The organism is Roseateles sp. GW821-FHT09B06, from assembly GCF_059418245.1.
Map to the genome: position 1 here is coordinate 24,085 of NZ_JBWKPM010000007.1, position 24,799 is coordinate 48,883.

19 protein-coding genes are annotated in these 24,799 nt (G+C 65.6%); 1 reads left to right on the forward strand and 18 read right to left on the reverse strand.

Going from position 1 to position 24,799, the window contains the following annotated elements:
• The first annotated feature begins 1 nt into the window (after position 1).
• Positions 2 to 643, forward strand: coding sequence for a hypothetical protein (locus AC07OQ_RS08280; RefSeq protein ID WP_495052631.1), 642 nt, complete (start codon positions 2 to 4; stop codon positions 641 to 643).
• 414 nt (positions 644 to 1,057) lie between these two features.
• Here the strand turns inward: AC07OQ_RS08280 and AC07OQ_RS08285 are convergent, their stop codons facing one another.
• The 18 genes from AC07OQ_RS08285 to AC07OQ_RS08370 form a co-directional block, all read right to left on the reverse strand.
• Positions 1,058 to 4,210: a pilus assembly protein gene (locus tag AC07OQ_RS08285; RefSeq protein WP_495052632.1), complete on the reverse strand. Its 3,153-nt coding sequence runs from the start codon at positions 4,208 to 4,210 to the stop codon at positions 1,058 to 1,060.
• Between the two features lie 42 nt (positions 4,211 to 4,252).
• Complete coding sequence (locus AC07OQ_RS08290; RefSeq protein WP_495052633.1) at positions 4,253 to 4,864, reverse strand: pilus assembly PilX family protein; 612 nt, start codon at positions 4,862 to 4,864, stop codon at positions 4,253 to 4,255.
• Positions 4,861 to 5,928, reverse strand: coding sequence for a PilW family protein (locus AC07OQ_RS08295; RefSeq protein WP_495052634.1), 1,068 nt, complete (start codon positions 5,926 to 5,928; stop codon positions 4,861 to 4,863). The genes AC07OQ_RS08290 and AC07OQ_RS08295 overlap by 4 nt, the downstream gene beginning before the upstream one ends.
• Positions 5,921 to 6,502: a type IV pilus modification PilV family protein gene (locus tag AC07OQ_RS08300; RefSeq protein ID WP_495052635.1), complete on the reverse strand. Its 582-nt coding sequence runs from the start codon at positions 6,500 to 6,502 to the stop codon at positions 5,921 to 5,923. Before AC07OQ_RS08300 ends, AC07OQ_RS08295 begins: the two co-directional genes overlap by 8 nt.
• Positions 6,493 to 6,996, reverse strand: coding sequence for a GspH/FimT family pseudopilin (locus AC07OQ_RS08305; protein WP_495052636.1), 504 nt, complete (start codon positions 6,994 to 6,996; stop codon positions 6,493 to 6,495). The genes AC07OQ_RS08300 and AC07OQ_RS08305 overlap by 10 nt, the downstream gene beginning before the upstream one ends.
• Before the next feature lie 23 nt (positions 6,997 to 7,019).
• Positions 7,020 to 7,457, reverse strand: a complete 438-nt coding sequence (locus tag AC07OQ_RS08310; RefSeq protein ID WP_495052637.1) for a type IV pilin protein — start codon at positions 7,455 to 7,457, stop codon at positions 7,020 to 7,022.
• Positions 7,458 to 7,670: 213 nt separating this feature from the next.
• Entirely contained in the window at positions 7,671 to 9,137 is a 1,467-nt protein-coding gene (locus tag AC07OQ_RS08315; RefSeq protein WP_495052638.1) for a glutamate synthase subunit beta, read from the reverse strand.
• A gap of 29 nt (positions 9,138 to 9,166) precedes the next feature.
• Positions 9,167 to 13,912, reverse strand: coding sequence for a glutamate synthase-related protein (locus AC07OQ_RS08320; protein WP_495052639.1), 4,746 nt, complete (start codon positions 13,910 to 13,912; stop codon positions 9,167 to 9,169).
• 127 nt (positions 13,913 to 14,039) lie between these two features.
• The gene (locus tag AC07OQ_RS08325) at positions 14,040 to 14,732 is read right to left on the reverse strand and encodes a transposase (RefSeq protein ID WP_495052640.1); all 693 of its coding nucleotides are present in this window, start codon (positions 14,730 to 14,732) and stop codon (positions 14,040 to 14,042) included.
• A 31-nt stretch (positions 14,733 to 14,763) separates the two neighbouring features.
• Positions 14,764 to 15,897, reverse strand: a complete 1,134-nt coding sequence (locus AC07OQ_RS08330) for a deoxyguanosinetriphosphate triphosphohydrolase (protein ID WP_495052641.1) — start codon at positions 15,895 to 15,897, stop codon at positions 14,764 to 14,766.
• Between the two features lie 19 nt (positions 15,898 to 15,916).
• The gene (gene aroB / locus AC07OQ_RS08335) at positions 15,917 to 17,023 is read right to left on the reverse strand and encodes a 3-dehydroquinate synthase (RefSeq protein WP_495052642.1); all 1,107 of its coding nucleotides are present in this window, start codon (positions 17,021 to 17,023) and stop codon (positions 15,917 to 15,919) included.
• A gap of 21 nt (positions 17,024 to 17,044) precedes the next feature.
• The gene (locus tag AC07OQ_RS08340; protein WP_495052643.1) at positions 17,045 to 17,608 is read right to left on the reverse strand and encodes a shikimate kinase; all 564 of its coding nucleotides are present in this window, start codon (positions 17,606 to 17,608) and stop codon (positions 17,045 to 17,047) included.
• A gap of 23 nt (positions 17,609 to 17,631) precedes the next feature.
• On the reverse strand, positions 17,632 to 19,596 hold the full coding sequence (locus AC07OQ_RS08345; RefSeq protein ID WP_495052644.1) for a hypothetical protein: 1,965 nt from the start codon (positions 19,594 to 19,596) through the stop codon (positions 17,632 to 17,634).
• Between the two features lie 54 nt (positions 19,597 to 19,650).
• Positions 19,651 to 21,858 (reverse strand): type IV pilus secretin PilQ, encoded by a 2,208-nt coding sequence (locus AC07OQ_RS08350; RefSeq protein ID WP_495052645.1) that lies wholly within the window; start codon positions 21,856 to 21,858, stop codon positions 19,651 to 19,653.
• Positions 21,855 to 22,358 carry a pilus assembly protein PilP gene (locus AC07OQ_RS08355; protein WP_495052646.1) on the reverse strand — a complete coding sequence of 168 codons (504 nt, stop codon included), beginning with the start codon at positions 22,356 to 22,358 and terminating at the stop codon, positions 21,855 to 21,857. The genes AC07OQ_RS08350 and AC07OQ_RS08355 overlap by 4 nt, the downstream gene beginning before the upstream one ends.
• Positions 22,359 to 22,411: 53 nt before the next feature.
• A complete protein-coding gene (locus tag AC07OQ_RS08360) occupies positions 22,412 to 23,113 on the reverse strand; it encodes a type IV pilus inner membrane component PilO (protein WP_495052647.1) in 702 nt (233 codons plus the stop codon).
• A 16-nt stretch (positions 23,114 to 23,129) separates the two neighbouring features.
• Positions 23,130 to 23,741 (reverse strand): PilN domain-containing protein, encoded by a 612-nt coding sequence (locus tag AC07OQ_RS08365; protein WP_495052648.1) that lies wholly within the window; start codon positions 23,739 to 23,741, stop codon positions 23,130 to 23,132.
• Positions 23,738 to 24,775: a pilus assembly protein PilM gene (locus tag AC07OQ_RS08370; RefSeq protein WP_495052649.1), complete on the reverse strand. Its 1,038-nt coding sequence runs from the start codon at positions 24,773 to 24,775 to the stop codon at positions 23,738 to 23,740. The genes AC07OQ_RS08365 and AC07OQ_RS08370 overlap by 4 nt, the downstream gene beginning before the upstream one ends.
• Positions 24,776 to 24,799: the final 24 nt, after the last annotated feature.

Consider the following 24,799-nt stretch of genomic DNA (forward strand, 5'->3'; position numbering starts at 1 on the left):
GATGCGCGGCAGCCCCGGCGGAAGGCGCGGCACCGGCCTGGCAGGGCCGGCCTGCTGTGTTGCGCTGGCGCTGGTGTTGCATGGTCTGCTGCTGGTCCCGCAATGGGGCAAGCAGCCGCGCGCGATTGAGGGGGCAGCGGGGCATCGCGATGTCACGGCCAGGGTGCGCCTGCTGCCGCCCGTCCCGGTGATCGGCCCGTTGCAGGCTCCGGCCCCCTCCATGCTCGAGGGACCTCGGCCGCGCCGCCCGGATGAGTCGGCACCTCCCGTGGCGCCGCAGGATCAGGAGCTCTGGCAACCCTTGCCGGAAGGCCTGGTCTTGATCCAGTTCCCCGACGCCCCGATGCCGGGCAGCCGCCTGGCCTTGCGCGTGCTCCTCGCCGTCGATGCCGACGGCCACCCGCTGGACATCAGCAGCAATGCCGGTGCCGCGGTTGCCGAGGCCTTTGTCGAGGCGATCCAGCGTGGGCTGCGCGGCGTCGTCTTCGGCCCCGAGCAACGCGGCGGCCATGCCCTGCCCGCCACACTGTGCCTGAGCGTGGTGTTCGACGCGCGGCAGCCACAGGCCACGGCCCACCTCAACGCCACGGGCGGGCAGGACACGCGCCGCTGCCTGGCGGTACCCGTCGCCATCGAATCCTGAGCCCGGATCGGCGGCAGGGCACGGCCACCTCGGCCGGCGATCCACGCCCAGCCCAGTTCGGACAGGCGATGCGAGCGGTTGGGCCCCAAAGAAACGCTCTTTGCGCGTTGATTCGTGATCTCCCAGCCTGGCCTTGATCGCCTCTGCGAGGACCGGGTTACGCCGGGACGCGGGTGTGCGCAATGGCTCCGTGTCCCCCGGGCCGCAAGCGGCCCTCTTCCTTTACCTGCGCAATTGCGCACACCCGCATCCCGGCTTCTCCACCGCAGGGCTCTCGCGGAGAAAGCCAGACGCAACGCCAGGCCGTCGTCATTTCAGCATCACCAAACAACACGCAAAGCGCCAAAGAAAACGCCGGGAAAGATCCCGGCGCTCCTTAGGCAATCCTGCCTCGGCCCTTAGGCCCAGCGAGACTCAGCGCGGATTGCGGACGCTCCAGTCACGGCGCAGGCGTTGTGCCGGGGCACAGGCATAGATGTTGGTCGCGCCGATCGCCGAATTGACCAGGGATACATTGCCCTGGCAGTCTGGCGGCGGGATGCCCATTCCGACTGGCACCTGATTGCATTGCTCCGGGTGGGTTTCGCAGTTGGTGTTCGCATTGCGCGGAATCAGCACCGTGCCCACAGTCGCCGTCGGCGGGAAGCCACCGCCGGACAAGGTCTGGCTGGTGACGGGGCCGCACAGGGCGGGGATCGCGTAAGACCTGGCGACACCGAGGTTCCCGGTGCATGACTGACTGCTCGGGGCCGACGGCGTATTGGTGCCGAAGAAGGCGAAACCGCTGGTATAGGTCACCGCGTTGACCACCTTCTCGCCCGCGTTGGGCATGTTGTAGTAGCAGCCGTACTTGTCGTCGGCGATGGTGCTCAAGCCTGCCGTCGTCATCTGTGCCAGATCCGACAGCACCTTGGCATCCGTCTGGCCGCGGTCCAGAACCGTGTAGAAACGATTTTCGGTGCCGGAGGCCTTCAGCGGTTTTTCGCGGTCGCCGGTACCGACCTGGACCGCGTAGACCGGCTGCCCGCTCATGGTCACGGCCGTGACCGCCGGCGCGTAGAACATCTTCTGTCCGGTGCCGGACGAGCCGCTGAAATCGGCGATCTTGGTCAGCGTCCAGTCGGCCGGCGTGGCGCTGGCGAACTGCAGCCGGTAGACGCTACCGCCCAGGTCGACCGCATAGGCCCGGTCCATCTTTCCATCGCTGTTGGTGTCGACCGTGGCCACGGCGGCCGGAACGGGGCGATCGATACCGGTGAAGACCTTCAGGACCGAGCCGGTGCGGGCATTCAGTACGACGACGATATTGCCCATCGTGGTGGTGCCCGCCGGTGTGGTGTCCTCCGCCGGGTCATAGCCGCCACCCATGATCAGCACAGGATCCGCAACACCCTCGATGCGCGTCACCCGCGCCTCGGACCAGGTCTGGCCCAGGGCCGAGAGCCCGGTCGTCGCACTCGACACCTTCCACAGCAGGGTCGGGCTCGTGGGATCGGTCACATTGAAGGCATAGAGGGCCCGCCCACCGCGCCGCATCGCAGCATAGAGGAAGGTCTGCCCACCCGTGCCGCGGTTCTGATAGAAGGTGATGGGACCGTCCATTCCGTAATCCTTGCGCTGGGCCGTTGGATTCTGGGTCATGTTCGTGGCCGCGAACTGGATATCCGGCGCGTTGCTGCGCAGGCGCCCGAACTTGGTCCAGAACTCCGAGGGGACGAAGCTCCAGAGCTCATTTCCCGCATTGGTACCGGTCTTCGCCCCCCACACGGCATGCAGCATCCCGGCATTGGTGCCATAGAACACCACGACGCCGGTCGTGCCGCCGTAATTGATCACCACCGGGCTGGAATGGATCACGTCGCCATGGATGCTGCCCCGCACATTGACCGTCACGGCACTGCCGCCCGCTACGGGTGTCATCGTGCCCGGACCGGACTCGTCGCTGGGGCTGCGGTTGTCGGCGCCCCGGACCCAGGCGACCAGGGCGTCCCGCCCCGCGGTGTCGCCGGCACTCAGCCCCAGGTCGGCGGGAGCGATATTGCCGGTCGTGAAGTCCTGCAAACCGCCGCAGTTGCTGGTGCAGGTCTTGACCACGCGATTGGCCAGCAGCGCCGTGGTCAGGAACAGTTCGCGCATGCGCTGAGCGGCCCCCCCCTTCTCGACGATCTGTCCATCCGGCAGATCGCTGGCGCCGCCGGTGTTGACCTCGCCGGGCCAGACCTTGTTCTTCCAGAAGTCCGCATAGGGCGATGCCGTGCTCCAGAAGGAACGGGCCGACGGCAGGATGAAGCCGGTCACCGGATTGACCGCCGGCGCCGGCGGGTTTGCTGCATCGACCAGGCTGACCGCCTGGGTCGCCGCGGTATAGCCGAACTGATACTGCTTCAAGTTGCCGACCCAGCGCGGGTTGGTCTGTCCGTCCGGACGGAACATGCCCATGTAGACCTGGTTCAGGAAGGTGCCTTGCGCATTGACGCTCACCGGCAGGCTGGCCGAGGCGAACACGCTGTTGACCGCCTGGATCTGGTTGAACACATCATTCAGGGCATTGGTCAGCTGGTCGACGTTGGTCGCCTCATAGCCAAGGCCCCCACCCTGCACGGCGATTTCCTTGATGTAGTTGTTGGAGCGTACTTCCGATGGGCTTGGGCTGGCGCTGGTGATCGCCACCGAGTAGGTGATGATGTTCTGCACGCCGTCCTGGCTGCTCGCGTCGGCGTTGCGCAGGAAGCGCGAGGTCTCGTCGGCCCAGTTGTTCTGATCGTTGGTGCTGATGTAGCTGCTGGAGTAATTGATCTTGGTGGCATTGCCACCGGCCCCGGCCACGAGCGCCTGCACATCGGCCTCGGTCCCCTGGGGCGAACCATTGGAGATGATGATGACGTAGTTGCGCGCGCAGTTGTTGGCCGCGGGCGAGATGTAGTTGCCATCGGTCCCGAAGGCCTCGCCGTCCCATTGCCTGCGGCTGGCATTCGTCTGCGCCTTGCCCCGGTAGGGCGCGTTCCCCTTGTACCAGAGGTAGGCTTCCCACAGGGCCCGCGCATAGTCGGCATTGCTGCCCTGATCGGCACTGGACCCGATCGAGGTGCTCTTCAAGGCCTGGACCAGCGTCGGCTTGTTGGTGGCGTCGACCGGGAGGAAGCGCATGCGCGGATAGGCCCCGTCGGCATTGGGCGCATTCATATACATGATGCCGACCCTGAAACGTGCCGACCCATCCTGATTGACCGGCAAGGCCAGCAGCGTGTTCACCAGCGCGCATTTCTGGATGGCGATCTTCTTGCCCTGCTCGAGGTTGGGATTGTCCTGTTTGGGCCCGGGCGTATTGTCCGAATAGGTCGTGCAGGCATTGGCCGAACTCGAGGACCAGTTGGCCGAGGTATCCAGAACCAGCAGCACATTGGGCAGGTCCTCTTGCCTGGGCGGGTTGGCAAAGAGATCGATGTCCTCGTAACCCACCAGCGGCGACTGTTGAGCCCAGGCCGCCGACATGAGCAGGGGCGCCAGCAACACAGCCGCGCCGAAGCGGGCGCCGGCCAGCACGCGCTGGAGTGATGTCTTGTTCATTGCAATCCCCTCATGTTCATGTTCGGTCAGAGCGAGCCTCGATCAGTTGTTGCGCTCGCAGCGATCGCGGGACTCGCCCACCGAATAGGGCACGGCGACACCCTGGTTGACCTGGACGACTGTTCCGGTGCGCGCATCCGTGACATCGGCCTGCACATTCCAATGCGTCTCGACGCAGAAGGAATTGCCGGTCACCTGGGTCGATGTCGTGCCGCCCTCGATCAGTCCGGCGCCACCCGCACCGCTGCCCACCGCTCGACCGCCGCTGCCCGAGTCGCAGCGTATCCAGGCCGCCTTGGGCAAGCCGGTGGTGGACTCGCGCGGCAGTTCCTGGTTCAGCAGGGGCCGAATCTTGGAGCATTGGTCTGCCGGCGTCACGGTCACCGCATAGTCGCTGGTTCCGTCCCCGTCGACGTCCACATTGACGGAACTCGGTACCGCGGCCGACGCTGCCTGGAAGGCGGGAGTGCTGATCGTGGTCTCGATCGCCGCCTGCGCCGCGGCCGTGGCTTCTTGCCGAATGGCCATGTTCTGGGTCACGCGCAAATTGGTCGTGCTGGCGCGAAAGACGGAGATGCTCAGCAGACTGATGAGCACAAGGAAGATCATCACCATGATCAGGGTGACGCCTCTTTGAGCGGACGGCAGTCTCATGGGTTCTCCCTGGGGCCGGCGGTATTGGGCAGCGATACCAGGGCCGTATACGCACGGCGTTTGAACTGGGTCTCGCCGGACGCCGGCGAATAGGCAGCGAACAGGCTGCCGCGGTCATAGGACTTGTCGTCGGTGTAGCCCGGACTGCCGGAAGTGGCCCGCGAGATGAGTCGGATGCGCACCGCCACCACATTGGGCCAGTCGGTCGCGGCTCCGGTCGCGACGAAGTCGTCCACCGCGCTGTCGCCATTGGTGTCGCGCCCGAACTCGAACTGCAAATCCTCGATGCCATCGGAAACGATGCGCTCGACGATGCTGTTGCCCTGCAGCTCGCGCATCTTCAGGGTCGGTACCCCATCGCTGGGCGAGCAAACGCCGCAGGTCGAAACGAAATAGAGCCGCGAGGCATAGGCTCGAGCGGGACGCGCCGTCGTGCAATCCGGTCCCGTCAAGCCGAAATTAGCTGCGCCCGGCCCGGCTGCCAGCAGAAAACTGGTCGTCCCCGTCAAACACCCGTTGGACTGGACATACAAGGTGTTGGCCACCGTGGCCGCGGGAGCCACCGCCACCGGAGCCAGGCGCCGAACGATCAGGTAACCCGTGTTGGCGCGCTGATTCAGGGAGGCACAGCCCCAGGCAACAGGAACGGTCGTGCTCGCGCCCGGCCCTTGCACCGGTGCCGGTACGCGCACGGGCGTCGGCACCGCCGCCGTGGACCAGCCCATGTCGGCCGCCGTCGTTGTGCAGGGGTTCGCCTCACGAAAATCCACCACATCTCGCAGGCTCAGCTCGCCGTAGTACCCCGCCAACGCAATGTCGTCCCGCATCATGTCAATCGCGAAACGTCCGTTTTCGATCTGCCGGCTCGAACGGTCGAGTTCGGTACGGGCGGCGCTGTTGTTGACATACAGCACGATCAGGGCGGCGATCATGAACATCGATATCACGATGGCCACCATCAGCTCGACCAGCGTCATCCCTCGCTGATGCGCTCGGGACGCCAGAGCCATGGGCTTGCCAAGACACGCGTCACCTCGGCTCTTGCTGAAGCGCAGGCTAACCATCGAGATCTCCAAACCTCACAACCGTGGAAGTGAAGCGCATGAAACCATCGCTCACACTGAAGCCGTCGGGCACACAGGGCGCGGTGCTGGCGGTCAAGGATGCATTCGCCCCGCGCCATACCACCACGACATTGGCCGAGGCCGGGCCACTGGCACCCGCCGCCGGCGCGGCCACGGTGATGCAGCCGCGCGCATCGGACATAGCGCCCACATTGCTTCCGCCCGTCGTCTCGGCCGCACCGCGCAACAGGTTGCCCCATTCGCACAGGTCGGTGGCCGCTCGAGCCCCGGCAGCACATACGGCGGTGCCGCCCCCGCCGGCCGCGTTGGCCGCATCCAGCGCGTAACTGGAGACGGCCGCCCGATTGGCCTTGATGCGCTGGGCCATGTCCTCCACGAGAACCAGGGCCTGCGAGCGCTGATAAGACTCCGATTCGGCCACGAAGGCGCGCAGATTGAAGCCCAGCAATGCAAACAATCCAAACATGGTGACCACCAAGGCCACCAGGTTCTCGATCAGGGTCACACCACGATTGCGGGATCTTGCGGAGATAGGCCGGTTGCTCATGAGCATGCCCCCTTGTCGCTCTTGGGGCGCCCCGTGGCATCGATCACGATGCACGAGGCCGTAACGCCGCTGGGAACCGGTTCCGCCATGGTCACGTTGATGCGCACGGGGGTCAGGCCGACGATGCGTCCGTCGGCGCCGACACTCAGGCTGGAAAGCGCCGCAGCCGCCGAGTCCTTCGCATCAAATCGAAGCTTGGGTGCCACGCCGGTACGGCTGGTGACCAAGGTGCCGCCGGAGGTCGCCAGGTTGACGGTCCAGCCACTCGACCAACCGTCGGAACCCGTGCTGATGGGGGTGATCACCACCACCGAGCGTCGATTGATCGCCTCGCTCCGAGCCAACAGCAGGTCACCCACCAGATCGAACGAGCCATTGCGCACCCGCTGGTTATCGATGAAGGTGGACATGGCCGGCGCCGCGACGGCCGCGAGAATGGCGGCAATCGCGATGACCGTCACCAGCTCCACCAGCGTGAAGCCGCCCACGAGCCGCTGCATCGGTCTAGTTGGCATACCCATGGCTACCAGCATCCCGACGCCGGGGTCTTGGCGCCCAAATGGTTGACCGTCAAGGTCCCGCAGCTGTCGCTGGACTGCCCCCCTTGGGGAATTGCGGTGACGGTGAAGGTAGGTTGTGCACCTGCGGTATTGGTCGCGGTGACGCTGAAGCTGTACAGGGTTGCCAGCTTGGCGTCGATGCCGACGCCGATGGGGGCCGCCGCGATGGCCGCCGCATCGGCGGCCGCGACATAGCGACGCGCATCCAGCAGCAATTGCATTTCCTTCTGCGCGACCTGCAGCATGACCGACTGCGCGCCCGAACGACGCGACTTTCTGACCTGATCCTGGTAGGCCGGATAGGCGATCGCCGCCAGAATGCTCACAACGGCCACGACGATCATCAACTCGATCAAGGTGAAGCCGGCATGGATTCGCGGGGGTCTTGCACGCATGGTCATGCTTTGGATCCGATTGGGGAAAGAAGGGTTCAGGCTGCTTTCGACAAATTGTCTGCCGTGCCGCAATCCTTAAGCGTGAAAACTGCACGAACCGACACCTGGCAGCGACGAGCGGAAGGCGCTCAGCGACCAGTGGTCAGACTTGCGCAAGCCATGTGACTGAAATGCAAAAAGCCACCCGCAGGTGGCTGTGCCGGGGAATTGCTCTCCCCCTCAGCGCGGCAGCTCGCTGCCCCCCATCAGGAACTCATCCACCGCCCGCGCGGCCTGCCGGCCCTCGCGGATGGCCCAGACCACCAGGCTCTGGCCGCGGCGCATGTCGCCGGCGGCGAACACCTTGGCCACATTGGTGGCGTAGCCGCCCGTGAAGTCGGTCGAGGCCTTGGCGTTGCCGCGCGCATCCTTGGCCACGCCGAAGGCGTCCAGGATGGTGGCGACCGGGCTGACGAAGCCCATGGCCAGGAACACCAGGTCGGCCTTCAGCACCTGCTCGGAGCCGGCCACCTCGACTTGTCTGCCGCCCTGCCATTCGACGCGCACGGTCTTGACGCCGGTCAGCTTGCCCTTCTCGCCCAGGAATTCCTTGGTGGCGATCGCGAACTCGCGCTCGCAGCCCTCCTCGTGGCTGGACGAGGTGCGCAGCTTGATCGGCCAATAGGGCCAGGTCAGCGGGCGGTCTTCCTCTTCCGGCGGCTGGGGCATCAGCTCGAACTGGGTGACGCTCTTGGCGCCATGGCGGTTGCTGGTGCCCACGCAATCGCTGCCGGTGTCGCCACCGCCGATCACGATCACATGCTTGCCGTCGGCACGGATCTGACCCTTGAGCTTGTCGCCGGCATTGACCTTGTTCTGCTGCGGCAGGAACTCCATCGCGAAATGGATGCCGGCCAGCTCGCGACCCGGCACCGGCAGATCGCGCGAGGCCTCGGCGCCGCCGGTCAGCAGCACGGCGTCGAACTGGGTCTTCAGGTCCTCGGCCGAGATGGTTTCCTTGGCCCAGTTGGTGACCTTGCTGTCCTCGGCCAGCGCACCCACCAGCACGCCGGTGCGGAACCGCACGCCCTCGGCCTCCATCTGCTTGACGCGGCGGTCGATATGCGACTTCTCCATCTTGAAGTCCGGGATGCCATAGCGCAGCAGGCCGCCGACACGGTCGTTCTTTTCGAACACCGTCACCGCATGGCCGGCGCGCGCCAGCTGCTGGGCCGCGGCCAGGCCGGCCGGGCCGGAGCCGACCACGGCCACGGTCTTGCCGGTTTTTGCCTTCGGCGGCTGCGGCTTGACCCAGCCCTCTTCCCAGGCACGGTCGATGATGGCGTGCTCGATGGACTTGATGCCCACCGCGTCGTCATTGACGTTCAGGGTGCAGGCCGCCTCGCAGGGCGCGGGGCAGATGCGGCCGGTGAACTCGGGGAAGTTGTTGGTGCTGTGCAGCACATGAAGAGCATTCGCCCAGTCGTTGCGATACACCAGATCGTTGAAGTCCGGGATGATGTTGTTGACCGGGCAGCCGCTGTTGCAGAAGGGCGTGCCGCAGTCCATGCAGCGCGCGCCCTGGATCTTGGCCTGCTCGGCGTTCAGACCGATGACGAATTCCTGGTAGTTCTTGATCCGCGAGGTGACGGGCTCATAGCCCTCTTCCAGGCGCTCGTACTCCATGAAGCCGGTGACTTTTCCCATGATGCTTCTTCTTTCTACTTTCTGCGGCTTCAGGCCTTGACCGGGGCGGCCGGCGCCTTGGCGTGAGCGATGGTTTCGGCGGCTTCCTTGGCGGCATTGATCTCGCCCAGGGCGCGCTTGTACTCGTGCGGGAAGACCTTGACGAACCTGGCGCGCGATTCGGCCCAGTGGTCGAGGATGTCGCGGGCGCGCTGGCTGCCGGTCCAGCGGTGGTGGTCCTCGATCATCTTCTTCAGGATCGCCTCGTCGGTCTGCTGCGCGCCGTCGCCCAGGTGATGCCAGATCGCCCGTTCCGTGCTCGCCTCCTGCTCGGCCGCGGGCAGGATCTTGTCCAGCGCCACCATGCTGGGATTGCAGCGCTTGGCGAACTGGCCGTCCTCGTCATAGACATAGGCGATGCCGCCGCTCATGCCGGCCGCGAAGTTGCGGCCGGTCTTGCCCAGCACGACCACGGTGCCGCCGGTCATGTACTCGCAGCCATGGTCGCCGGTGCCCTCCACCACCGCGGTGGCACCCGACAGGCGCACCGCGAAGCGTTCGCCGGCCACGCCGCGGAAGAAGGCCTCGCCGCGGGTCGCGCCGTAGAGCACGGTGTTGCCGACGATGATGTTCTTCGTCGCGTCGCCGCGGAAGTCGATCGACGGCCGCACCACCACGCGGCCGCCCGACAGGCCCTTGCCGGTGTAGTCGTTGGCGTCGCCGATCAGGTAGAAGGTGATGCCCTGGGCCAGGAAGGCACCGAAGCTCTGGCCGCCGGTGCCCTCCATCTGGATGAAGATGCTCTGGTCCGGCAGGCCCTCGGGTTTGCGGCGCACCAGCTCGCCCGACAGCATCGCGCCCACGGTGCGGCGCACGTTCGTCACCTGCTGCATGAACTGCACCTTCTCGCCCTTCTCGAAGGCGGGCAGGCATTTCTCGATCAGCTTGACGTCCAGCGCGCGGTCCAGGCCGTGGTCCTGCACATCCACATGGATGCGCGGCACATCGGCCGGCACGTTCGGACGGTGGAACACGCGGCCGAAGTCCAGGCCCTTGGCCTTCCAATGCGTGATGCCCTTCTTCATGTCCAGCAGATCGCTGCGGCCGATCAGCTCGTCGAACCTGCGCAGGCCCAGCTGGGCCATGATCTGGCGCGCTTCCTCGGCGACGAAGAAGAAGTAGTTGACGACATGCTCGGGCTTGCCCGTGAACTTGGCGCGCAGCACCGGGTCCTGCGTCGCCACGCCCACCGGGCAGGTGTTCAGGTGGCACTTGCGCATCATGATGCAGCCCTCGGCCACCAGCGGCGCGGTGGCGAAGCCGAACTCGTCGGCACCCAGCAGGGCACCGATCACGACATCGCGGCCGGTCTTCATCTGGCCGTCGGCCTGCACGCGCACGCGGCCGCGCAGGCGGTTCAGCACCAGGGTCTGCTGCGCCTCGGCCAGGCCCAGCTCCCAGGGCGTGCCGGCATGCTTGATCGAGCTCCAGGGCGAGGCGCCGGTGCCGCCGTCATGGCCGGCGATCACCAGATGGTCGGCCTTGGCCTTGGCCACGCCGGCCGCGATCGTGCCCACGCCCACTTCCGAGACCAGCTTGACCGAGATGTCTGCCTTGGGGTTGACGTTCTTCAGGTCGTGGATCAGCTGGGCCAGGTCCTCGATCGAATAGATGTCGTGGTGCGGCGGCGGCGAGATCAGGCCGACGCCCGGCACCGAATAGCGCAGCATGCCGATGTACTCGCTGACCTTGCCACCGGGCAACTGGCCACCCTCGCCGGGCTTGGCGCCCTGGGCCATCTTGATCTGGATCTGGTCGGCGCTGACCAGGTATTCGGTCGTCACGCCGAAGCGGCCGGAGGCCACCTGCTTGATCTTGGAACGCAGGCTGTCGCCTTCCTTCAGCTCGTAGTCGACCGCGATCACCTTGTTGCCGATCACGTCGCTGACCTTGGTGCCGGCCGTGATCTTGATGCCCTTGAGCTCATTGCGGTAGCGCGCCGGATCCTCGCCGCCCTCGCCGGTGTTGCTCTTGCCGCCGATGCGGTTCATCGCGACGGCCAGCGTTGCATGGGCCTCGGTCGAGATCGAGCCCAGCGACATCGCGCCGGTGGCGAAGCGCTTGACGATGTCGGCCGCGGATTCGACCTCCTCGACCGGAATCGCCCTGCTCGGATCGAACTTGAACTCGAACAGGCCGCGCAAGGTCATGTGGCGCTTGCTCTGGTCGTTGATGATCTGGGCGTACTCTTTGTAGGTGTCGAACTTGCCCGAGCGCGCGCTGTGCTGCAGCTTGGCGATCGCGTCCGGCGTCCACATATGCTCCTCGCCGCGGCTGCGCCAGGCGTATTCGCCACCGGCCTCCAGCATCGTGTGCAGCACCGGGTCGTCGCCGAAGGCGGCCTTGTGCAGGCGGATCGCCTCCTCGGCCACCTCGAACACGCCGATGCCACCCACCTGGGTGGCGGTGCCGCGGAAGTATTTCTCGACGAAGTCCTTCTTGAGGCCGATGGCCTCGAAGATCTGCGCGCCGCAGTAGGACATATAGGTCGAGATGCCCATCTTGGACATGATCTTCGAAAGGCCCTTGCCCACGGCCTTGATGTAGTTGTAGACCGCCTTCTCGGCACTCAGATTGCCCGGCAGCTCGGCATGCATCGCGGCCAGGGTCTCCAGCGCCAGATAGGGGTGCACCGCCTCGGCGCCAAAGCCGGCCAGCACCGCGAAGTGATGCACCTCGCGCGCCGTGCCGGTCTCGACCACCAGGCCGGCGGTCGTGCGCAGGCCCTCGCGCACCAGATGGTGGTGCACGGCCGACAGCGCCAGCAGCGCGGGGATCGCGATGCGCTCGGCCGACACATGGCGGTCGCTGATGATCAGGATGTTGTGGCCGCTCTTGATCGCATCCACGGTCTCGGCGCACAGCGAGGCCAACTGGGCCTCGACGCCCTCGCGGCCCCAGGCCAGCGGATAGGTGATGTCCAGCTCATAGGGCTTGAACTTGCCATGCGTGTGCGCCTCGATCGCGCGCAGGCGCGCCATGCCCTGGAAGTCCAGGATCGGCTGGGTCACCTCCAGGCGCATCGGCGGGTTCACCGCGTTGATGTCCAGCAGGTTGGGCTTGGGGCCGATAAAGCTGTTCAGGCTCATCACGATGGCCTCGCGGATCGGATCGATCGGCGGGTTCGTCACCTGGGCGAACAGCTGCTTGAAATAGTTGTAGAGCGGCTTGTCCTTGGAGGACAGCACGGCCAAGGGCGAGTCGTTGCCCATCGAGCCGATGCCTTCTTCGCCGTTGGTGGCCATCGGCGCCATCAGGAACTTGATGTCTTCCTGGGTGAAGCCGAAGGCCTGCTGGCGCTCCAGCAGCGGGGTCTCGAACGCGAGCGGCTTGGCGTCGGCAACCTCGACATCGTCCAGCTTGACCCGGACGTTCTCGATCCACTGGCGGTAGGGCTTGGCGAAGGCGAACTGGTTCTTCAGCTCCTCGTCGTCGATGATGCGACCCTGCTCCAGGTCGATCACGAACATCTTGCCCGGCTGCAGGCGCCACTTCTTGACTATTCTGTTCTCGGGGATGGGCAGCACGCCGGACTCGGAGGCCAGCACCACCAGGTCGTCGTCGGTCACGCAGTAGCGCGCCGGACGCAGGCCATTGCGGTCCAGCGCCGCGCAGACCTGGCGGCCGTCGGTGAACACCATCGCGGCCGGGCCGTCCCAGGGCTCCATCATCGCCGCGTGGTATTCGTAGAAGGCGCGGCGGCGCTCGTCCATCAGCTCATGCTGCTCCCAGGCCTCCGGGATCATCATCATCGCCGCATGGGCCAGCGGGTAGCCGCTCATCGTCAGCAGCTCGATCGCGTTGTCGAAGGTGGCGGTGTCGCTCTGATGCTCGAAGCTGATCGGATAGAGCTTCTTCAGATCGTCGCCCAGCACCGGCGACTTCATCACGCCCTCGCGGGCGCGCATCCAGTTGAAGTTGCCCTTGACCGTGTTGATCTCGCCGTTGTGCGCGACCATCCGGTAGGGGTGGGCCAGCGGCCATTCGGGGAAGGTGTTGGTGGAGAAGCGCTGGTGTACCAGGGCGATGGCCGAGACCACGCGCGGGTCGGCCAGGTCCTTGTAATAGCTGCCCACCTGGTCGGCCAGCAGCAGGCCCTTGTAAATCACCGTGCGGCAGCTCATGCTGGGCACGTAGTACTCGCGGCTGTGGGTCAGCTTCAGCGCCTGGATCGCACTGGAGGCGGTCTTGCGGATCACATAGAGCTTGCGCTCCAGCGCATCGGGCACGATCACATCGGTGCCGCGGCCGATGAAGATCTGGCGGATGATCGGTTCCTTCTCGCGCACCGTCGGCGACATCGGCATGTCCCGGTCCACCGGCACGTCGCGCCAGCCCAGCAGGACCTGGCCCTCGGCCTTGATCGCGCGCGCCAGTTCCTGTTCGCAGGCCAGACGGGAGGCATGCTCCTTGGGCAGGAAGATCATGCCGACGCCGTATTCGCCGGGCGGCGGCAGCTCGATGCCCTGCTTGATCATCTCGGCGCGGTAGAAGTCGTCCGGGATCTGGATCAGGATGCCGGCGCCGTCGCCCATCAGCTTGTCGGCGCCCACCGCACCGCGGTGGTCCAGGTTCTCCAGGATCTTCAGACCCTGCTGGACGATGGAATGCGCCTTCAGTCCCTTGATATGGGCCACGAAGCCCAGCCCGCAGGCGTCCTTCTCGTTGGCCGGGTTGTAGAGGCCATGGGCACTCAGGTCTTGGATTTCTTGCTGGATCTGGTCGGCCTGGCTCATGCTGCTCTCCTTGGGCTGGGAGGCGAAGATTACTGCGGCGCACAAAAGCCTGCAATTGGCAATAAATAGGGTCAGACTCTTTTATTGCAGGAAGCACACAGATTGCTTGAATAAAATAGGGACACAGTCAAACAACGCGGGACGGTCGGCCGCGGCGGCGCGGCTGCAGCGGCCGATCGGTGTCCTGCGCCAGGCCTTGCAAGAAACCTGCCGAGCCCAGTGGCCAGCCCTTCTGCGCCGCCTCGTGCAGACGCTGCCGTTCGTCCGGCGCCACGCCCTGCTCCAGCCAGGCCCGCCAACCGGCCTCGCGCTCGAACGGGGTGTTGCCCAGGGCCCAGAACAAGGCGTGATCAAACACCAGCGGGTCGCGCCGCCGCCCCAGGTGATGGGCGGCGCTGGACCAAGGGTAGTCCTCCGGCGCGGCCAGCAGAAAGCCCGCGCGCTGCGGGTTCAGCTCGATGTAACGCATGCAGGCCAACAGATAGCCGGCCGGCTCCAGCGGCGCGGCGCGGAAGCGTCCGTCCCACAGCGTGCCGCTGCGACCATGGCGCTTGTTGAAGGCCGCCACATAGCGCCGCCCCAGCGACTGCATCATGCGGCTCAGGCCCTCGGCCGTTTCGGGCGTGGCCAGCAGGTGCAGATGGTTGTCCATCAGCACATAGGCGTGGATGGCCACCTTGTGCAAGGCCGCGCTCTCGCGCAGTTCGGCCAGCAGGCGTTCGCGGTCGGTATCGTCCAGCACGATGGGCTGGCGGTTCAGGCCGCGCTGGATCAGGTGGTGAGGGAGGCCGGCAAGAGCCAGCCGGGCAAGTCGTGCCATGGGAATCGGATCGAGTCTGACCCCAATTAAATCAGAACAAAGCCTTGCCCGTGAGTCGCTGATGCTCCTTCAGCGCGAAACGGTCCGTCATGCCGGCGATGTAGTCGGCGCAGGCGCGCGGCAGGTCGGGCTCGGCCGCATGATCGGCCGGCAGCTGCGCGGGATCGCTGCGATAGATCTCGAACAGCTCGCGCAACACCCGCTCGGCCCGCGTGCGGGTCTCCTGCACCTGGGGATGCCGGTACAGGCTGGCAAACAGGAAGCGCTTGAGCTCGGTGCTGGCGCGGCGCATCTCGGGGCTGAAGCGCAGCAGCGGCGCCGCGGCATGACGCACCGCATCCGCGTCGGCCGGCGCGGCCTCGGCCAGCGCCGCGCGGCTGGCATCGATGATGTCGTAGACCTGGCTTGAGAGCATGCGGCGGATGGTCTCGGCCAAGAGGCGCTTCGGCGCCAGGCCCGGATGCTCGGCCAGCGCCTCGCGCAGATAGCGCCGCACCAGGGGCACGGCCGCCTCCAACTGCTCCAGCTCCAGCAGGCCGGAACGCACGCCGTCGTCGATGTCATGCGCGTTATAGGCCACCTCGTCGGCCAGGTTGCAGAGCTGAGCCTCCAGGCTGGGCTGCCGCCCAAGCAGGAAGCGCGTGGCCACGCCACCGGGCTCGCGGGCCTCGATCAGTTCCGCATTGCGGCGGCTGCAATGCTTGAGGATGCCCTCCCGGCTCTCGAACGTGAGATTGAGTCCATCGAAGGCGGGATAGCGCTGCTCCAACTGGTCGACGACGCGCAGGCTCTGCAGATTGTGCTCGAAGCCGCCATGGTCCTTCATGCACTCGTCCAGCACGTCCTGACCCGCGTGCCCGAAGGGCGTGTGGCCCAGGTCATGGGCCAGCGCGATGGTCTCGATCAGGTCCTCGTCCAGGGCCAGGCTGCGGCCGATCGAGCGGCCCAGCTGCGCCACCTCCAGCGAATGGGTCAGCCGGGTGCGGAACAGATCGCCCTCGTGGTTCAGGAACACCTGGGTCTTGTAGACCAGACGCCGGAAGGCCGTGCTGTGGACGATGCGATCGCGGTCGCGCTGGTACTCGCTGCGCGTGGGCACGGCCGGCTCGGCGAAGCGCCGGCCACGGCTGTTCAGGGGGTCACAGGCGTAGCGGGCGAGCGGCATCGTGATGTCGGCGTTCGTCTCAGTCGCAGTGGGTATTCAGGACTTCGGCCACCAGGGCATCGGGTGCGCCCCGCATGCCAGCCTTGCCCAGGCCCTCGATCACGACGAAACGGATCTCGCCGCCCTCGCTCTTCTTGTCCACCCGCATCAGCTCCAGGTAGCGCTCGACACCGAGCCGGGGGGCGCACACCGGCAGGCCTGCGCGCTCGATCAGGCGCTGCATGCGCACCAGGAACTCCGGCGGCATCAGGCCCAGCCGCACCGAGAGGTCGCTGGCCAGCACCATGCCGCAGCCGACCGCCTCGCCATGCAGCCATTCGCCATAGCCCAGGCCCGTCTCGATCGCATGGCCGAAGGTGTGGCCGAAATTGAGGATGGCGCGCAGGCCCTGTTCGCGCTCGTCCTGGCCGACCACCCAGGCCTTGATCTCGCAGCTGCGCTTCACGGCGTACGCCAGCGCCGCCTTGTCACGCGCCAGCAGCGCGTCGAGATTGGCTTCGATCCAGGCCAGGAAGTCCGCATCGGCGATCGGACCGTACTTGATCACCTCGGCCAGGCCCGCAGCCAGTTCGCGTGGCGGCAGCGTGTCCAGCGTATCGAGGTCGGCGATCACGCGCGCCGGCTGGTAGAAGGCGCCGAGCATGTTCTTGCCCAGCGGGTGATTGATCGCGGTCTTGCCGCCCACCGAGGAATCGACCTGGGCCAGCAAGGTGGTCGGCACCTGCACGAAGGGCACGCCACGCATATAGACCGCCGCGGCGAAGCCGGTCATGTCGCCCACCACGCCACCGCCCAGCGCGAACAGCACCGTCTTGCGGTCGCTAGCCGTGGCCAGCAGATGGTCGATGATGCGGTTCAGCGAGGCCCAGTCCTTGTAGCGCTCGCCATCGGGCAGGATGACCGCCTCGACACGGGCATAGTGGGCTGCCAGCTGCTTGCGCACGCGCTCAAGAAACAGCGGTGCCACCGTTTCGTTGCAGACCACCAGCGCCGCTGCAGCGCGTGGCAGTTCCTGCCAGGTGGCCGGCCGGTCGAGCAGGCCGGAACCGATCAGGATGTCATAGCTGCGCTCGGCCAGCGCAATCGGAACATGGACGGGGGACGGCGAGTGCAAGGCGGCATTCATGCCCCCGAGTGTACGAGGCGCTCAGACGCGCTCGGCACCGACCGTGGCGGCCACCCGCTCGGGGCTGATCAGCCCGGCAAGCTCCAGCTGCATCAGGATCATGTTCACCAGGCCATGCACCGAAGGGCGCCCGGTCTCCAGCACATAGTGGGCGGTGAGGCGATACAGCGGGTCGCGCTGCGCATAGAGCTCGCGCAGCCTCTTCAGCGGATCGCGCACCTGCAGCAGCGGCCGTTGGGTGTCGTGGCGCAGGCGGCGGAACAACTCCTCGGGCGAGGAGCGCAGATAGAACACCGTGGCACCGCTCGACATCGCAGCGCGATTGGCCTCGCGCAACACGGCGCCACCGCCGGTGGCCAGTACCATCTCCTGATCCCGCGCCATCAGCTCGGCGATCGCCTCGGACTCGAGAATGCGAAAAGCCTCTTCGCCCTTGCGGTCGAAGAAGCTCTTGATGCTCTCGCCGCCAAGCCGCTTTTCGATCTCGGTGTCGGAGTCCAGGCAAGGGATGCCCAGTTGCCGCGCTAAGTGGCGCCCGACGGTGGACTTGCCACCGCCGGGCATGGCGACCAGGGCGATCTTCAAGAAGTTACCGCTCGCCGCGGCCCTCAGTCGGCCACCAGACAAGATCCGCTGGCGGCCACACCGTAGGGACTGCTCACAAACGCGGGGGGCGGCGTTTCCCGCTTGAGGGCCGTCGCCTCGACGGGCAGCCATGCCGTCCAGATGGCCGGCGGGCTACGGACATCGGCCGCCACGGAAATCTGCACCTGCACCCAGCCGGCATGGCTCTTTGGATACTCGATCTTCAGCACCGCCTGGCCCGAGGTGTCGGTCCTGTCGGAATTGACCATGCTCACCGTCACGTCGGACTTGCGCGGCTCCAGCATGCCGTTGCTGTTGCGGTCCTCGCCGACCTCCAGTGCCCCATTGCGGTTCAAGTCCTCGTTAGCGCAGGCCAGGAACCTCGTCAACACCCAGGCCGACGCGGCCTGACTCCATGAATAGAAGCCCTTGCCATAGGCCAGTGCATCGACAGAGGGCGTGACCTGCTGCGAACCGACGGGATTGCCAGCAGCATCCGCCACCTGCACGACGAAGCGCTTGACATAGGTCAGGCCCGTGCTGCCTTCTTCGATCGTGTCGTCGGTACCGATCGTTACCGCCAGACCTTCGGCCACCACCGTCAAGGTTTGCGTGCTTGAGTTGGGGCAGGTTCCGACCGCGAAATCGTTGTAGTCCCAGCAGGCCCGAATCACGACACCGTCGGTCGGGCTTGCCGCCGCCCCGGCCTTGTAGCTGGTCACCGCGGCTCCCTGGGCATCGGAATAGACCAAGGTGTTGCCGGAGCTGAGGCTGCCGTTGGGGGTTGCGGCACCGTTGAAGTCAAACCGCACCCGAACATTGGATACCGGGGTGTTGTTCGCACCCAGGAACAAGGCCTTGATCTGCGCCTGGTTGTTGGTCGTCGTCGTATTGACCTTGAGCACATTGGGCGTGGCGGTCACCGGCACCGGCAAGGTCACCACGGGCATGCTCGCCGGCGGAATCGTCGTTGTGCCGCCGGTGACGACCACGCTCTGCAATGCCGAAACCCCGGCGGCGGTCGCCGTGAAGGTCAGGGTACCGGCCGTGGCCGGAGCGGTGTAGTTGTGCACATACAGGCCATTGTCATCGGTCGTCCCGGTAACCGCGCTCAAGCCCGGCGCCGACACGTTGACCGCGATATTCCGGATCGGCGAGCCATTGACATCGGAAACGCGATACTCGATGGCAGCGGCCGCTCCCGGTACAACCGTGGCCGGCAGCGCCGTCGGTGCCAATTTGACGCCCGTCACCTGGAAGCGATCGGTCTTGGTCAAGGTGCCGCTCTTGGCCGTCAGGTTGATCAGTCGGTTGGACTTGTCGTCGCCGATCTTGACAACGGCGGTCCAGACACCGCTGGCATTGGTCACCGTGCCCGAGGGCACGTAGGTGGCGCCGCTGTCCACTTCGAAGGTCACCGGGATGCCGGCCACCACCTTGCCGCCCGTCCCGGTCGCTGTCACGGTCACGGTGACCGCATCGGTGCCGGAGTTGTTGACCGTGCGCTTGTCCAGCAACATCGACAGCGCCGTAGCGACCGGCTCGGTAGTGGTCGAATCCACCACCGTGAAACTGGCCGTCTTCGAGACACTGCCGGAGGTCGCGGTCAAGGTGATGGTCCGGTTGGTTTTGTCCGAACCGATCTCGATCGTTGCCTTCAGCTCACCCTTGTCGTCGGTCATCGTGCCGGCCGGCTTAACGACACCATTGGCATCGGCCGCAAAACCCACCGTGACGTTCTTGACCGCCACGCGGTTCTTGTCGAGCGCCGTGACGGTTGCCGTGACGGGCACGCTGCCGTCGTTGGGCACGCTGCTCTTGTCCAGCACGATGGATAACTCGGCCACGCCGGTCGTCGTGCCACCGCCGCCCAGCACAGGGTCGCCGGCATCACCGCCACCGCCACCGCAGGCACTTACCAGCGCCGTCAGAGCCACAACTGCCAGCGCACGCGCCGCAGCCATTTTCGAATCCCACAAGCTTCTCATCAAAAAACTCCTGCTACACCGAGGCTAGAAGGCCGCGGCATTCTCCCTTTGTACTCAGCGAACGGTCACGCGATCGTTGACGACCTTGGGCGTCAAGAAGATCAACAGCTCCGTCTTGCTGGAGACGCGCGCCCGGCTCTTGAACAGATGGCCCAGCACCGGCACATCGCCGAGCAGCGGCACCTGCGACACGTCCTCGCGCTCGTCCATCGTGAAGATGCCGCCGATCACCACGGTGCCGCCGTTCTCCACCAGTACCTGGGTCTGCACATGCTTGGTGTTGATCGCATAACCTTGCGGGGTCAGGGTGCCGCGGCTGTCCTTGTTGATATCCACGCTCAGGATCACATTGCCCTCGGGCGTGATCTGGGGCGTGACTTCCAGCTTCAGATTGGCCTTGCGGAACTGGATCGAGGTGGCGCCGCTGGAGGTGGCCACCTGATAGGGCAGTTCCTCGCCCTGCTCGATCAGGGCGCGCACCTGGTCCGCCGTGATGACGCGCGGGCTGGACACGATCTTGCCCTTGCCATCGGCCTCCAGGGCCGACAGCTCCAGGTTCAGGAAGCGATTGGCCGAGGCACTGAACAGCGAGAGCGCGAACGAGGCCGCGCTGGCGCCGCCGAAAAGGTCGGACGACACGTTGGCCGGCAGATTGACGAAGTTGCTGTTTCCGTAGTTCTGCGCCACGCCCTGATTGGTCTGGGCAGCGACGGCATTGGAGTTGCCGCCGATCGTCAGGTAGTTGTTGCCACCGACGTTGTAGCCCGGAATGCCCCCCTGCAGACCGCGCAGGTCCTGCGAGCCCAGCTTGACGCCCAACGAGCGGCCGAAGCGGTCGTCGGCCTCGACGATGCGCGCCTCGATCAGCACCTGGCGCACCGGGATGTCGATCTTGGCGATCATGGCCGTGATCTCCTCCAGCTTGGAGGGGATGTCGGTCACGAACAGCTGGTTGGTGCGGGTTTCATAGATCAGGCTGCCGCGCGGCGACAGGATGCGCGCGTTGTTCTGATTACCGCCACCGCCACCACCACCGCCCTGGCCGGCCGTCTGCCCGGTCAGGCCCTTGGCCACTTCCTCGGCCTTGGTGTAGTTGAGCTGGATGGACTGGGTGCGCAGCGGTTCCAGCTGCTGGATCTGGGCCTTGGACTCCAGGTCCAGCTTCTCCTTGGCGGCCAGCTCGTCCTTGGGCGCGATCCACAGCACGTTGCCGGACTTCTTCAGTCCCAGGCCCTTGGCCTGCATGATGATGTCCAGTGCCTGGTCCCAGGGCACGTCCTTCAGACGCAGAGTGACGCTGCCGGTCACGGTGTCGCTGGTCACGACGTTGAAGTTCGTGAAGTCCGCGATCACCTGCAGCAGCGCTCGCACCTCGATGTTCTGGAAGTTCAGCGACAGCTTGTCACCCGCATAGCCCGGGCCTTGCGTCAGCTTGTTGGGGTCGACCTTCTGCGGCCGCACCTCCAGCACGAACTGGTTGTCGCTCTGATAGGCGCTGTGCTCCCAGCTGCCCTTGGGCTCGACCAGCATGCGCACGCGATCACCGTTCTGCGCGATCGAAACCGTCTGCACCGGCGTGCCGAAGTCCGTCACGTCCAGCTTGCGGCGCAGCCGCTCGGGCAGGTTGGAGCGCAGGAACTCCACCACCAGGTTCTGCCCCTGCTGCTGGATGTCCACGCCCACCTGATTGCTGGGCAGGTTGACGATCACCCGGCCGGCGCCGTCCGCGCCGCGACGGAAGTCGATGTCCTGCAGGGTCTGCGGCGCGGAGTTGAGGCTCTGCGCGAAGTGCACCGGCTCGTTCGGCGCGGGGCTGGCCGCCACGCCGGGCGCGGGATCGAGCACGATCAGCAACGCACCCTCCTGCAACTCGGCGCGGTAGCCCGAGGGCTGGCGCAGGTTCAGCACGATGCGCGTACGTTCTCCGGCCTGCGCCAGATTGGCGGAGCGCAGATTGCCCTGGTTGATCTCGACCAGATTGCGCCCCAGCGCATTGCTCACGCCCGGCAGATCAATCGCGATGCGCGGCGGCGTCTGCACCGTGAAGCCCTTGGGCAACTCGGTCAGCGGCTGCGCCAGCTCGATGCGAAGCACCTCCGCACCGGCCTGCTGCATGGTATTGATCGAGCGTATGGCGTTCTGCGCCTGCGCTTGCGCGGGCAGCATCGCGCACAAGCCCAGGGCCAAGGCCCATGCGCCCGCCACGGTGCCCGCTCTTTGGCGCCATTGACTCATCCTCAAGATCTCCTGGAAGTTCTTCATCGTCCCTTCTCCTGAAGCTGGAGGGTACTGGTGCGTTCAATCCACTCGCCCGCAGCGTCCTGGACGACTTCTCGCAAGGTGATATCGGTCTCGCTGATCTTCATGATGCGACCGAAGTTCTGTCCCAGATAGTCGCCGGCCTTGACCTGATGCAATAGGTTGTCGACGCGCAGCAGCGCATAGCGTCGGTTCTGGCGCGTCAAGCTGCCCACCATGGACATGCTGTCGAGCGGGAAGGCCTCCAGCGGTTCGCGCCGCCGGCCCATCTCGGCCGCCAGCAGCGAGTTCGGCTGGTTTGCCTCCTGCTTGACCGCCACGCTCAGCTTCTGCGGACTGAAGGGCTCGACCCCACCCTGAGCCGCATAGGGCTGCGGCAGGAATTTCTTGGGCGGCACCAGGGGCGTCACGCTGGGACGCGCCTCACGCTTCTGCTGCTCCATCCATTCCTGCAACTCGCCAAGATCGGCCGCGCAACCGACCAGAAGCACACCCAGCAGCATGCTCGCGGCGAGCGAACGTGGCAGTGGGCGACAATCCATGCGCCTCAGCACCCTCATTTCTTGGCTCCCCCGTTCTTCTTGGCCGAAGCCGCCTTGCGCTGCTCCGCCACCTCGGTAGCGTCCAGATAGCGGTAGGTGCGCGCGGTGGCCTCCATGCTCAGGTTGCTGCCCACGGCCTCCTTGCCGGTGGGCATCACGACGATCAGGTTGTGCAAGGTGACGATGCGCGACAGATTCGACACGTCGGCCGTGAAAGAGCCGACGTCGTGATACCGCCCCGACACGCGCAGCGCGATCGGCAGCTCGGCGTAATAGTCCTTCACCACCACCTGGCCCGGGCGAAACAGCTCGAACTGCAGCCCGCGCCCCAGGCCGGCCTGGTTGATGTCGGACAGCAGCGCATCCATCTCGGCCTTGCCGGGCAACTGCTTCTCCAGCTGTGTCACATATTCCTCGACCTGACTCTTCTGCTTGCGCAGTTCGGGCAGGTTGATGGCCTGGGCCAGCTTGGCTCGGTAATCATCCTTGAGGGCGGGCTCCTTGGCCCGCTCGGCGTCCAGATTGGCCTGCTCGTCCGACAGCAACAGGAACCAGCCGACCACAACCGCGAACAACATCACGACCGCGAAGGCCGTCATGCGCGGCAGCAGCGGCCATTGCCCCGGCTGGTTGGGATTGAGGCCACGGAATTGACCTGCCACGCCCTCGAACCAGGCGTTCAGATCGATATTCAAAGAGGATTTCTTGCTCGCCATATGGGAACCCGGCTCGTCAGGATCGCTTGACCGGGGCCGCACTGGCGGCCCCTTCCGGCGCCTCGGCCGCCGGGCTCTTGATGGAAACCCGCATCGAGAACTCGAACAGGCGCCGCTGGTCGCGGGTGTTCGCGGTCACGTTGGCGAGCTTGATCTCGACCAGTTCTGGCTTTTCCAGCCATTCAGAGCTGCGCGACGCATTGCGCAAGAACTCCGATACCCGCTCATTGGTCTGGGCAATGCCGGTCACCGTCACCACCTTGTCGGCCTGGCGGATGGCGGTGAGGTAGATGCCTTCCGGGGTGTGCCGGGCCAACTCATTGAGCAGATGCACCGGCGTGTTGCGGTCGGTCTGCAGGTCCTCGACCGCCTTCTGGCGCGACTTCAGCGCATCGATCTCGGCACGCAGATTGGCGATGTCCTTGATCTGCGCCTCCAGACGGCCGATCTCATTGCCCAGATAGCGATTGCGGCTCTGCTGTTCGTCGGTCAGATGCAGCAGCAAGGCGTAGGCCGCGGCCACGATGCCGGCGCCGACCAAGGCGGCCAAGCCCATGCCGGCAAAGAAGGCCTGCTTGCGGTGCTTGCGCTTTTCTTCCCGATGGGGAAGCAGGTTGATCAGGATCACTGGAAGAACCTCCGCATCGCCAAACCGCAGGCGGTCAGGTAGGCGGGCGCCTCACGGCGCAGCTTGGGTTCACGCACCGCCGAACCCAGGACCATGTTTTCAAAGGGATTCACGACCATGCAGGCAAACCCCGTCAGCTCGGTGACCTTTTCCTTCAAACCGCCCAGGGTAGCGGTACCGCCGGCCAGCATCACGTAATGCACCTTGTGGTGTGGCGTGCTGGTGAAGAAATACTGCAGCGCCCGGCCGATTTCCTGCGACAGGCTGTCCACAAAGGGAATCAGCACCGCCTGTTCGAAATCCTCGGGCAAATCACCCGAGAGTTTCTTCTGCTCGGCTTCTTCAAAGGAAAACCCGTATTGCCTCGAGATCAGTTGCGTCAACTGCGAGCCGCCAAAGGCCTGATCGCGGTCGTACAACATCTCATCGTCGCGCAGCACCTTGAGGCTTGTCGTGTCGGCGCCGATCTCGAACAAGGCCACCAGCGCGTCCTTGCCCTCGCTCGGCAACGCGGCGATCAGGCGCCCCATCGCCATGCGCGAGGCATGAGATTCGATGTCCAGCACCATCGGCCGCAGCCCGGCCGCCTCGGCCAGACCCTGGCGATCCTGCACACGGTCCTTGCGCGATGCCGCGATCAGCACCTCAACATCGCCCACCGAGGTCGGGCTGGGGCCGATCACGCAGAAATCCAGACTCACCTCGTCCAGCGAGAAGGGAATGTACTGGTTGGCTTCGGCCTCGACCTGAATCTCCAACTCCTCCTCGCGCAGCCCCGCCGGCAACATGATCTTCTTGGTGATCACGGCCGATTGCGGCATGGCCAGCACGGCGTCGCGGGTACGGGTGCCGCTACGTGCCACGACGCGGCGCACCGCATCGGCCACCTCGTCGAATTTCTCGATCTGCCCGTCGGTGATCCAGCCCTTCTCGAAAGGCTCGGACGCGAAGCGCTCCAGCACCATTTCCCCGCTGGAACTCTGACTCAATTCCACCAGCTTGACACTGGAAGAACTGATATCCAGGCCAATCATGGGCGGATGCTTGCGACCACGCAG